Annotated in this window: 11 protein-coding genes; all 11 read left to right on the top strand. The window is 53.1% G+C overall.

The window, feature by feature from the left end:
- Positions 1 to 1,122 (top strand): UDP-2-acetamido-2,6-beta-L-arabino-hexul-4-ose reductase, encoded by a 1,122-nt coding sequence (gene wbjC / locus EDC30_RS15125; protein ID WP_132259695.1) that lies wholly within the window; start codon positions 1 to 3, stop codon positions 1,120 to 1,122.
- Positions 1,109 to 2,242, top strand: coding sequence for a non-hydrolyzing UDP-N-acetylglucosamine 2-epimerase (gene wecB / locus EDC30_RS15130; RefSeq protein ID WP_132259696.1), 1,134 nt, complete (start codon positions 1,109 to 1,111; stop codon positions 2,240 to 2,242). Before wbjC ends, wecB begins: the two co-directional genes overlap by 14 nt.
- 10 nt (positions 2,243 to 2,252) lie before the next feature.
- Positions 2,253 to 3,482 (top strand): glycosyltransferase family 4 protein, encoded by a 1,230-nt coding sequence (locus EDC30_RS15135; RefSeq protein ID WP_132259697.1) that lies wholly within the window; start codon positions 2,253 to 2,255, stop codon positions 3,480 to 3,482.
- Positions 3,479 to 4,444 (top strand): UDP-glucose 4-epimerase family protein, encoded by a 966-nt coding sequence (locus EDC30_RS15140; RefSeq protein WP_132259698.1) that lies wholly within the window; start codon positions 3,479 to 3,481, stop codon positions 4,442 to 4,444. The genes EDC30_RS15135 and EDC30_RS15140 overlap by 4 nt, the downstream gene beginning before the upstream one ends.
- Positions 4,445 to 4,485: 41 nt before the next feature.
- The gene (locus EDC30_RS15145) at positions 4,486 to 5,046 is read left to right on the top strand and encodes a sugar transferase (RefSeq protein WP_132259699.1); all 561 of its coding nucleotides are present in this window, start codon (positions 4,486 to 4,488) and stop codon (positions 5,044 to 5,046) included.
- A 100-nt stretch (positions 5,047 to 5,146) separates the two neighbouring features.
- A complete protein-coding gene (locus tag EDC30_RS15150; protein WP_132259700.1) occupies positions 5,147 to 6,853 on the top strand; it encodes a hypothetical protein in 1,707 nt (568 codons plus the stop codon).
- Between the two features lie 109 nt (positions 6,854 to 6,962).
- Positions 6,963 to 7,739: a glucose-1-phosphate cytidylyltransferase gene (gene rfbF, locus EDC30_RS15155; RefSeq protein ID WP_132259701.1), complete on the top strand. Its 777-nt coding sequence runs from the start codon at positions 6,963 to 6,965 to the stop codon at positions 7,737 to 7,739.
- Positions 7,736 to 8,812, top strand: a complete 1,077-nt coding sequence (gene rfbG / locus EDC30_RS15160; protein WP_132259702.1) for a CDP-glucose 4,6-dehydratase — start codon at positions 7,736 to 7,738, stop codon at positions 8,810 to 8,812. Before rfbF ends, rfbG begins: the two co-directional genes overlap by 4 nt.
- A gap of 5 nt (positions 8,813 to 8,817) precedes the next feature.
- Entirely contained in the window at positions 8,818 to 10,140 is a 1,323-nt protein-coding gene (gene rfbH, locus EDC30_RS15165; protein ID WP_132259703.1) for a lipopolysaccharide biosynthesis protein RfbH, read from the top strand.
- 11 nt (positions 10,141 to 10,151) lie between these two features.
- Complete coding sequence (locus EDC30_RS15170) at positions 10,152 to 10,973, top strand: transketolase (protein ID WP_132259704.1); 822 nt, start codon at positions 10,152 to 10,154, stop codon at positions 10,971 to 10,973.
- Entirely contained in the window at positions 10,970 to 11,887 is a 918-nt protein-coding gene (locus EDC30_RS15175; protein ID WP_132259705.1) for a transketolase family protein, read from the top strand. The genes EDC30_RS15170 and EDC30_RS15175 overlap by 4 nt, the downstream gene beginning before the upstream one ends.

Genomic DNA, 11,887 nt, shown 5'->3' on the forward strand with positions numbered 1-11,887 from the left:
ATGAAGATACTGATTACCGGTGCCAATGGCTTTGTCGGCAAAAACCTGGTGGCCCGCCTGAGCGAACGCAAGGGCGTAGAAGTGCTGGCCTTTACCCGCGAGTCCGCTCAGGAACAATTGCGCCAGCAAGTTGGTGAAGCGGATTTCATCTTTCACTTGGCAGGAATTAATCGCCCCTCCGACCCAGCTGAATTCATTACTGGTAATGCCGGACTGACGCAGGCATTGTGCGACCTGGTGGCGCAGACTGGACGCCAGATTCCTATTGTGTATGCCTCGTCGATTCAGGCTGAGCGCGACAATCCCTACGGCACCAGCAAGCGTGCTGCTGAGGAAGCGCTGTCGGCGCTGGCGCAGTCTCGGGGGGGCCGCATCTACATTTTCCGCCTGCCCAATGTGTTCGGTAAATGGTGCCGCCCGAATTACAACTCGGCAGTGGCGACTTTTTGCTACAATGTCTGCCGCGATTTGCCAATCCAGATCAACGACCCGGCAGCGCCGCTTACGCTGGTGTACATCGATGATGTAATCGACCATTTTTTCCACTTGTTGGATGGTGAGGGCACAGATCAGTTGTTCCCTCTAGTCGAGCCTGAGTACACCACGACCGTGGGTGAAGTGGCGGAACTGATTCAGTCTTTCAAAGACAGCCGGCAAACGCTAATTACCGAGCGCGTTGGCACCGGACTGGTGCGTGCGCTGTACGCAACCTATGTCAGCTATCTGCCACCGGCAACGTTTTCCTACACCGTGCCGCAGTATGGCGACCCGCGCGGCGTATTCGTGGAAATGATTAAGACGCCCGACTGCGGGCAATTTTCCTACTTTACCGCGCATCCCGGCATTACCCGTGGTGGCCATTATCACCATACCAAGACCGAAAAATTCCTGGTGATCAAAGGCGAAGCGCGCTTTGGCTTTCGCCACATCGTTACCGATGAGTACTATGCCATCGAAACTTCCGGCAATAAGCCGGAAATCGTCGAAACCGTCCCCGGATGGACCCACGATATCACCAACATCGGTCAGGAAGAAATGATCGTGATGCTGTGGGCTAACGAGATTTTTGACCGCGAACATCCAGATACTTACGCACGTCCAGTACAGCATGAAAAAACTTAAAGTCATGACCGTGGTCGGTACCCGGCCAGAAATTATTCGCCTGTCGCGCGTGATGGCTGCGCTGGACCAGCATTGCGACCATGTATTGGCCCATACCGGCCAGAATTACGACTACGAACTCAACGAAATTTTTTTCCAGGATCTGGAAGTGCGCAAGCCCGACCATTTCCTCAATGCCGCCGGCACCAATGCCGCCGAAACCATCGGCAATGTCATTATTGCAGTTGATCGCGTCCTGGCGGAAGTGCAGCCAGATGCCTTGCTGGTGCTGGGAGATACCAATAGCTGCCTGGCGGCGATCCCGGCAAAGCGTCGCAAAATTCCGATCTTCCACATGGAAGCCGGCAATCGCTGCTTCGACCAGCGCGTGCCCGAAGAAACCAACCGAAAAATTGTCGATCACACCGCCGACATCAACCTGACCTACAGCGACATCGCCCGCGAATACCTGCTGCGCGAAGGCTTGCTGCCGGACCGCGTGATCAAGACGGGTAGCCCGATGTTCGAGGTACTGACGCATTATCGCCCCAGCATTGAAGCTTCCGATGTGCTAGAACGGCTAGAGCTGGAACAAGGGAAGTACTTTGTTGTCAGCGCGCACCGCGAGGAAAACGTCGATTCCGATCGACTGCTGATGGCGCTGGAAGAGACGCTGAACCGCGTTGCCGCCATCTTCGACTGCCCGGTGATCATGTCCACGCACCCGCGCACGCAAAAGCGCTTCGACGCCAAGGGCATCCAGTTTCATCCCAATGTGCGCTTGTTGAAGCCGATGGGATTCAGGGATTACGTGAAACTGCAGATGTGCTCGCGTGCCGTGCTATCGGATAGCGGCACCATCAGCGAGGAATCGTCGATGTTGAATTTCCGCGCCGTAAACATTCGTGAAGCGCATGAGCGTCCAGAGGCGATGGAGGAAGCTTCGGTGATGATGACCGGACTGAATCCGGATCGTGTGATGCAGGCATTGGTCATTCTTGAACAGCAGCCGATTGGTGCAGAACGTTTGCTGCGCCAAGTCGGTGATTACAGCATGCCGAACGTGGCGGAAAAGGTCGTGCGCATCATCCTAAGCTATACGGATTACGTCAATCGGGTGGTTTGGCAGCGTTATCAGTAAGGCTAATGAATTGAAGCTGCTCGTCGTTAGCCAATACTTTTGGCCGGAAAACTTTCGCATCAACGATCTGGTCGCTGAACTGGTTCAGCGCGGTCACGAAGTGACGATTCTCACCGGTTATCCGAACTACCCGGATGGCGTGGTGTTCGAGGATTTCAGGAGAAATCCCGGCAAGTATGCACAATACGCCGGTGCCGATATCATACGCGTACCGCTAGCGCCACGGGGAAAGGGGGCGATTCGCCTCGCCTTGAATTATTTAAGCTTTGTGGTTTCAGCTTCGCTGCTCGGCTTGGCTAAGCTACGTGGCCGCAAGTTTGACCACATTTTCGTCTATGAGCCATCGCCCATCACGGTAGGGTTGCCAGCGATTGTCATGAAATGGGTGAAAAAGGCGCCGATCACGTTCTGGGTGCTCGATCTCTGGCCGGAAACTCTGCGTGCGGTCGGCATGGTTAAATCCGAACGCGTCCTGCGCTTAATCGGCCACATGGTGTCGTTCATTTACCGGCGCTGCGACGTCATTCTGGCACAGTCGCAGTCGTTTATCGGCAATATTCGCCAATATTGCCATCCCCATCAACGCGTAGAATATTTTCCGAGTTGGGCAGAAGACATGTTTGGCAAGGAAGTAGTAGAGCCTGCGCCAGAATTGGCGCCATATGCTGATTGCTTCAAAATCGTTTTTGCCGGCAATATCGGTGAAGCCCAAGATTTTCCAGCGATCTTAGATGCAGCTGAGCATCTAAAGGCACGTCAAGATATTCAATGGATTCTAGTGGGAGACGGTCGGATGGGGGCGTGGGTCGCAGATGAAATCAAGCGGCGCGGCTTGACTCAGACAGTCAGCATGTTGGGACGTTTTCCTTTGGAGCGCATGCCTTCATTTTACGCAAGCGCAGATGCATTGCTGGTGACATTGAAAAAGAATGAAATCTTTTCGATGACCATTCCGGGCAAAGTGCAATCTTATCTGGCTGCTGGCAAGCCCATACTTGGGATGCTGGATGGCGAAGGCGCCGCTGCGATTTTCGAGGCAAAGGCAGGCAAGGTCTGCCCCGCAGGCAATGGTGCAGAGCTTGCCAAAATTGTACAGGAAATGGCAGACTCGGCACCTTCCACGTTGCGCAGCATGGGCGAGGCAGGTAACGTCTATTATCGTGAGCAATTTGAACGAAATACCTTGATGACCCGTATTGAGCAGATCTTACTGACTTCCAATACTGGAACCAGTACATGAGCAAATTTTCGATATTGATCACTGGAGCGAATGGTTTTGTCGGTCAAGCACTTGTGCACCGCCTCCAGCAAGAACCTGCAATCCGGATACGTAAGGCGCTACGTTCCACGCCAGCCAGTACCGACGATACCGTCGGCATTGGCGACATCGGTCCTAACACCGACTGGACCAAGGCGTTGGTCGGCATCGACGCAGTAATCCATTGTGCCGCGCGCGTACATGTTATGCACGATGCAGGCTCGGCAGAATCGCTTGAGCGCTTTCGGCAAGTGAATGTAGAGGGTACACGTCGGCTCGCGCTACAAGCGGCCGCCGCCGGAGTGCGACGGCTAGTACTAGTTAGTTCAGTGAAGGTCAATGGTGAAAGCACAAGCGGCCGCCTGCCGTACCGGCATGATGAGCCGCCGGCGCCACAGGATGCTTATGGCATTTCGAAGCACGAAGCAGAACAGGCATTATGGGAAGTTGCACGCACGACTGGCATCGAAGCGGTTGTGGTGCGTCCGCCGCTGGTTTATGGGCCAGGTGTCAAGGCCAATTTCCAAAGCCTGATGCAGGCCGTGGCATGCGGTGTGCCATTGCCGTTCGGCCTGAGTAACAACTGTCGCAGCATGGTGTACCTAGGTAACTTGGTTGACCTATTGCAGCGTTGTGCGACCGACCCGCGTGCGCCCGGTAATATTTTTCTTGCAGGTGATGGCAGCGATATGAGTACAGGAGAACTAGTGCGGCAACTGGCACACGCCGTGCAGCGACGGCCGCGACTGCTGCCGGTGCCGCCTTCGCTGATGCGAATAGTTGCGCGCATCCTGGGTAAAAGTGCTGTTGCTGAGCGAGTACTGGGGTCTCTGCAAGTTGACATTCGGCACACTTGTACCACGCTGGATTGGCAGCCGCCTTTCAGTGTGGCGCAGGGGCTGCAAGAGACTGTGGCGCCTTTGTTGGGATCTCCACGCGTCTAAAATAATGTGTATTTATAATCCTCTGCACGATTTGGTCTTCTATGAAGCGATTTTTTGATATTGCCCTTGCCGTATTTGCCTCGCTCATTTTGTTGTTACCTATTGTAGTTGTCGCGCTTCTGGTTAAAATTACCTCGCGTGGTCCGGCAATTTATTGGTCCGATCGAGTAGGCCGCAACAACCGGATTTTCAAGATGCCGAAATTCCGCACTATGCGTATCGATACGCCGGCAGTAGCCACGCATTTGCTGCAAAATCCTGAGCGTTTTTTAACGCCCGTTGGTTCCTTTCTACGCAAATCTAGCTTGGACGAGCTACCACAACTCTGGAGTATCTTGGCTGGCGACATGAGCTTTGTCGGGCCGCGGCCAGCGTTGTTTAACCAGGACGACTTAATCCGCCTGCGTACTGAACAGGGCGTGCACACGCTACCTCCCGGCCTGACAGGCTGGGCGCAGGTCAATGGGCGAGATGAACTGCCTATCCCTGACAAGGTGAAACTGGACGCTGAATATCTGAAGCAACGGTCATTCTGGCTCGACGTTAAAATCATACTCATGACTTTTTTAAAGGTATTACGCAGAGATGGCATCGTGCATTGACACGCTTCGTGACGTTTGCACATTGCACTTAGCATACCCAGACTAAACTCCCATAACTCGGACAAAAATGATAACTATACTGAATCGAATGAGGAGTGCTTTGCCCTACCTGTTGATCACGATCGTTGTCCTGTTGGCCCACGGATTGTTAGTGTTTAACAATGGCGTCTTCTGGGATGATTGGTTGGTAAAAGGTTTTCTAGATGATGGAAACTGGTATCTTCTAAGGGACATGACGAGCGAAATGGGCTTGCCTATACTTGCCTATTTTTTCGGGGGATTGAAGCTGTTTGGGCTATCTGACCATTTCAAAACGGTTGCACTGCTCTTAATAATTTTTTCAGCATTTTGCATATATCAGGCAGGATCTCAAACAAGTTGGCTAAGTCGTCCGGAAGCGCTGCTTATTGCCATTGTCAGTGCAGTCTATCCTGCGTTCCAAACTACTGTGCTGTTGTCCACGCTGCAGTATTTGTTTTTTTACTTCTTATTTCTTTTTGCAATACTGCTGTCATTCATCGCAGAGAAAAATTCCACTTATAAGTCTCACAAAGTTCTTCTAGCACTAACTGCTTCTTTACTCTTCTTCCTCAGTTTTAATTTAAATTCGCTGCTGGTTTATTATTTTCCATTCCTAGCTCTGTTGTCCCTGTACATCAAGGAACAGCGCCAGTTTTCTTGGACGAAGATTATTACCTTCATCTCCGTTCGACGCGCGCATCTAGTCGTACTGCCATTCGCCTACTGGGTAATCAAAAAACTATTTTTTCCCACACATGGGCTTTACGAAAAATATAATGCTCTAGATTTAAACGCGTATTCAGCGATAATCCGTATCCGCCAGACAATTACCACAGCAGCTCACAAACAAACTTCAAATTCGCTTTACCAATTGTTGGAGCTTCCCTTTTTGTGGGGGGCGCTTTTGGTGTCAACCTATGTACTTTATTCAAGATTCAAATCAACACATAATGGGTTTATCGATTTCGGCGTACAGATTGCACCTCACAAGCGTGAATCGAAATGGCTGTTCGTATTTGGACTACTATTACTGGTAAGTGGAATTTTTCCATACGCTATGGCAGGCATAGTTCCGAGCACAAGTGGATGGAATACTAGGCATAGCTTATTAATCGGCTTACCGATGGCGGTGCTGATTGCCGCCGCTTTGAGATACTTGTGTAATCGCGAGTTCAAATCTTTTCATAACAAATCTGGGGTAATCGTCCCCGAATTAATCTCGGCCTTGGTAGCAAGCTCCCTAATTTTTGCCTTCGTAATATCCAGCATTAGCTTCTACGTAGATTGGCAAGCAAGAGCTATTAAGGACCAATCGGTCAGGGAGCAATTGAGCCAGCAAATCCACCTCAAGCCATTCTCTATATATTGGATTAAGGACGATTTTCTTGTTGGAGGGGATACCTATTACAATTTCTATGAATGGTCCTCCATGTTTAAGAAAATATGGGGAGGACAATCCCGTATTGCAATGCAGCTAGAATACTTAGGCCGGCCAATCTCACATAAGCTACCGCCTCCTAAAGTATTTTCAAATCGATACAATCTTGCAGAATTTAACCCGAAGGGGAGACAGATTTGCCTGAATATCAGGCCTGGCTTTCCAGAACTGTCTAAAAAAGACCTAGTTCTTCAATATTTTTATCTCCGTGCTCGGGCATTTTTTTATGCGGGGTCACAAACTGCTCCACTCAACGAATTTTTAAACCGAGCAGCGCGTATCGATACTAAAGTAATTTCTACTGACGAGGCAGCGCTTGATCCCGCAGAAGTTTGTTCCCGCAGTTAGTCGAGAATCTAACATAAGAGGCCGGGCGTGACGCCTAGTGGAACCAAAATCGCTGGTTCCCACCCAGTAAGGCTAAAATACTTATTATCGTCCTATCAGGAAATTAATAATGAAAGCAGTAATTCTCGCCGGGGGGCTTGGTACGCGTCTTAGCGAAGAGACCACCATCAAGCCTAAGCCGATGGTGGAAATTGGTGGCAAGCCAATTCTTTGGCACATCATGAAAATTTATTCCCAATATGGAATCAACGATTTCGTAATCTGCTGCGGCTACAAGGGCTACGTGATCAAGGAGTATTTTGCCAACTACTTCCTGCACATGTCTGATGTTACTTTTGACATGTCAAAAAATCGCATGGAAGTCCATCAGCGCTATGCCGAACCTTGGAGGGTGACACTGGTCGACACTGGCGATGACACATTGACTGGGGGGCGATTAAAACGCGTGGCCGAATATCTGAATGACGATGAGCCTTTTTGCTTCACCTATGGTGATGGCGTCAGCGATGTGAACATTACCAAATTGATAGAATTTCACCAGGCTCATGGCTTGCTCGCTACATTAACCGCAACCTATCCGCCGGGGCGATTTGGCGCGCTGGATATCCATCGCGACCACAAGGTGACCTCGTTCAAGGAAAAGCCGAAGGGCGACGGTGGCATGATCAATGGCGGCTTTTTCGTCTTGTCCCCGAAAGTTATAAATCTCATCGAAGGCGATCAAACAATCTGGGAACGGGGACCGCTGGAACACCTTGCAGAGATCGGGCAACTGGCGGCTTTTCAACACCACGGTTTTTGGCAGCCAATGGATACCCTCCGCGATAAGGCCTATCTCGAAGAACATTGGGCAAGCGGCAACGCGCCCTGGAAGGTTTGGGAATGACGCCGGATTTTTGGCGCGGCAAGCGCGTTTTCTTGACAGGCCACACTGGCTTCAAGGGAAGCTGGATGTCCCTCTGGCTGCAATGCCTAGGTGCGGAACTGACCGGCTTTGCGCTCAAGCCGCCCACCCTGCCCAGCCTGTTCGAGCAAGCACGAGTGGCAGAGGGCATGCATTCAATTATCGGAGATATCCGCGATCCAGCCTCGCTCAGCGAGGCAATGCAGGCAGCCCGGCCTGAAATCGTATTTCATATGGCAGCCCAGCCGTTGGTGCGCTATTCGTACCAGAATCCGGTCGAGACTTACGCCACCAACGTCATGGGTACGGTCAATTTGCTCGAGGCTGTGCGCAGCACTCCCGGAGTCATTTCGGTCGTCAACATTACGACAGACAAATGCTACGAAAACCGTGAATGGGATTGGGGATACCGTGAAAACGAGCCGATGGGTGGCTTCGACCCTTACAGTAACAGTAAGGGATGTGCAGAACTGGTGAGTGCTGCATATCGCTCTTCTTTTTTCAATGCTGCCACTTATGCGCAACATGGCGTGTCGCTGGCGACTGTACGGGCCGGCAATGTAATTGGAGGCGGCGATTGGGCACAAGACCGTTTGATTCCCGATATCGTTGGCGCTTTCGAGCAAGGCAAGGTCGTCAATATCCGCAATCCCCATGCAATCCGTCCCTGGCAACATGTGCTGGAACCGTTGCGCGGCTATCTGACTCTGGCCGAACGCCTAGAAAAATGTGGCCCCGAGTACAGCACGGCCTGGAATTTTGGACCGGTGGATGAAGATGCCAGATCTGTTGGCTGGATTGTCGAAAAAATGGCCGGGCTTTGGGGAACCGGTGCGCGATGGGAAGTCGACAGTGGCATGCATCCGCACGAAGCCACCTACCTCAAGCTCGATATTTCCAAAGCACGCAACCGCCTCGGCTGGCACCCTTTGCTGCGCCTCGATGACGGGTTGCAGCTCATCGTAGACTGGTCTAGGCAGCGCCTGGCCGGCGCCGATGTGCGCCAGTTGACTCTTAAACAGATCCACGACTACCAAACGTTGACCCAAAAATAATCATCATGCAAAACGCCAAAACTCAAGCCCTTCGCGAGCAAATCGCGGCGCTGGTCGACGAATACGCTGCCATTGCGCTCAAGCCACAACCGTTCATGCCCGGCGCATCACTGGTCCCGCCGTCCGGCAAAGTCTTGGATGGCGTCGAGCTCAAGCTGATGGTGGAGGCCTCCCTGGATGGATGGCTGACCACGGGCCGCTTCAATGACGAATTCGAAAAACGCCTGGCTGCGTTTATCGGCGTCGATTACCTCATCACCGTCAATTCGGGCTCCTCGGCCAACCTAGTTGCGTTTTCCACGCTGACATCGCCGAAATTGGGCGAGCGCGCGATCAAGCCGGGTGATGAAGTTATCGGCGTCGCCGCCGGCTTTCCCACGACCGTCAATCCGATCCTGCAGTTTGGCGCGATTCCGGTCTTCGTCGATGTGGAGCTCGGCACTTACAACATCGACGCGAGCAAGATCGAAGCCGCCATCGGTCCCCGCACCAAGGCTATCATGCTGGCGCACACGCTGGGCAACCCGTACAACTTGGACGTGATCACGGCGCTGTGCAAGAAATACAATCTCTGGCTGGTCGAGGATTGCTGCGATGCGCTGGGCTCTACCTATAATGGCAAACTGGTCGGCACCTTTGGCGACATCGGCACACTGAGCTTCTATCCGGCGCACCACATCACCATGGGCGAGGGCGGCGCAGTCTTCACCAACAATGGCGAGCTGAAACAGATCGCCGAGAGTTTTCGCGACTGGGGTCGTGACTGCTATTGTCCCCCCGGCAAGGACAATACCTGCGGCAAGCGCTTTTGCTGGAAACTCGGCAATCTGCCTGAAGGCTACGATCACAAATATACCTACAGCCATCTTGGCTACAACCTCAAGATCACCGACATGCAGGCAGCCTGCGGCCTGGCCCAGCTGGACAAGGCGCCGGCCTTTATCGAGCAGCGCAAGGCAAATTTTGCCTTCCTCAAGGAGCGCTTAGTCAGTTGCGAGGAATTCCTGGTCCTTCCAGAGGCCACCGCCAACAGTGTTCCTTCGTGGTTCGGCTTTCCGCTGACCCTGAAAGAGAGTGCGCCGGTCAGCCGGCTGGATTTGCTGACGTACCTGGATCAGGAAAAAGTCGGCACCCGCCTGCTATTCGCCGGCAACCTGACGCGCCAGCCTTACATGATCGGGCGTAACTATCGCGTGAGCGGCGAATTAACTAATACCGACATAGTGATGAACAATACGTTCTGGATTGGCGTGCAGCCTGCCCTGACCCAGGAAATGCTGGACTACGCAGCGGGCAAGATCGAATCGTATCTCGGGGTAAATTTTTGAGTGTACAGGCGATGACCGTCCCTACCCCGAATTTTGATGCGAAGGTGCTACGCAAGACCGTGCTTGAAATGGCCTACTCCGGCGCCACTGTGCATATCGGCTGCGCCTTCTCGATCATTGAAATCCTGGCCGTGCTGTACCGCAATCATTTGCGCTATCCGACCAATGACCCGCGCGCTGCCGGGCGCGATTACCTCGTTCTCAGCAAAGGACACGGCGTCATGGCGCAGTATGCCTGCATGCGTGAACTAGGGTGGCTCGATGACGAGGCTTTCACAAAATATTTCGCCAATGGCAGCGACCTCAAGGGGCTTTCCGACTCGCGCATACCGGGGCTTGAAGTGACCTCTGGCTCGCTCGGCCACGGCTTTTCGGTCGGCGTGGGCATGGCAATGGGAGCGAAATTGCACGGCACCGACCAAAAAACCTACGCGATCGTCGGTGATGGCGAGATAAACGAAGGTCCGATCTGGGAAGGGGCACTCTTCGCCGCCCATCATGGATTGAAAAATTTCATGGTGATTGTCGATGAAAACGGCTTTCAGGCCATGGGCAGCACCGAGGACGTGCTCAAGCTCGGCTCGATACAAGCCAAGTTCGAAAGCTTTGGCTTCGAAGCCGTGACCATCGATGGACATGATGAAACAGCCATCGACAGCGCCATTGCCCGCTTGTGGAAAAGCGATACCGGATTGCCCAAGGCGCTGATTGCCAGGACGGTCAAGGGTAAGGGCGTGCCTTTCATGGAAAACAACAATATCTGGCATTACACGCGGTTGAATCCTGACACGTACAGGCAAGCCTTGTCCGCAGTTGCCGGGGAGTCGACATGAGAAACGCTTTTTCAGAAGCGCTGGTGCGCCTGGCGAAGGCCGATCCCAACGTGCTACTGCTGACTGGCGACCATGGGTATGCCTTGTTCGATGAATTTCGCAAAGCGTGTCCGGCACAATATATCAACGCCGGCATCGCCGAGCAAAACATGGTCGGCATGGCTGCGGGCCTTGCGCGCACGGGCTTTCGGCCGATCGTGTATGGTCTCAGCGCCTTCATTCCGGTGCGTGTCGTCGAACAGATCAAGCTGGACGTGGCGCATGACAAATTGCCCGTGATTTTCATCGGCGATGGCGCCGGATTCGTCTACAGCCATCTGGGCACCAGCCATCAGTCGACCGAGGACATCGCCTGCACGAGGGCGATACCGGATTTATCCGTGTATTCGCCGGCTGATCGATTCGAAGTGACCGCCTGCATGGATGCGGCATACCAATCGAAATCTTCCGTGTATCTACGCATGGGCAAATCGGACCGGGGCGATGTCCATGCTGCAATACCTAAACAAAAAATCGGGGCATTACTGCAAGCCAGGCCAGCAAACGCGGCTGACATCGCCTTCATCGCCACGGGATCAATGGTCCGCACGGCGCTCGATATTGCGACAGCGTCCTATCCGGACGCAGGCGTCTGGAGCGCGCCTTTCATCAAGCCGATCGACAGCGCACAAGTGGCTGCGGTCTGCCGCCGTGCCCGCACAGTCGTGGTGCTGGAAGAACATTCGGTGCTCGGCGGACTCGGTTCTGTCATCGCCGAAATTTCTGCGGAATTCGCTCCTGTGCGCATATTGAGAATCGGCGTGCGCGACCGCTTCTCGCACCACTGCGGCACCTATGAATATTTGCTCAATGAGCACGCGCTGGATCGCGCCGCCATCGAGCAAAGAATTCGTGATTTTCTTGCCGCGACCTGA

The sequence above is a fragment of the Paucimonas lemoignei genome (assembly GCF_004342585.1).
Classification (GTDB): domain Bacteria; phylum Pseudomonadota; class Gammaproteobacteria; order Burkholderiales; family Burkholderiaceae_D; genus Paucimonas; species Paucimonas lemoignei.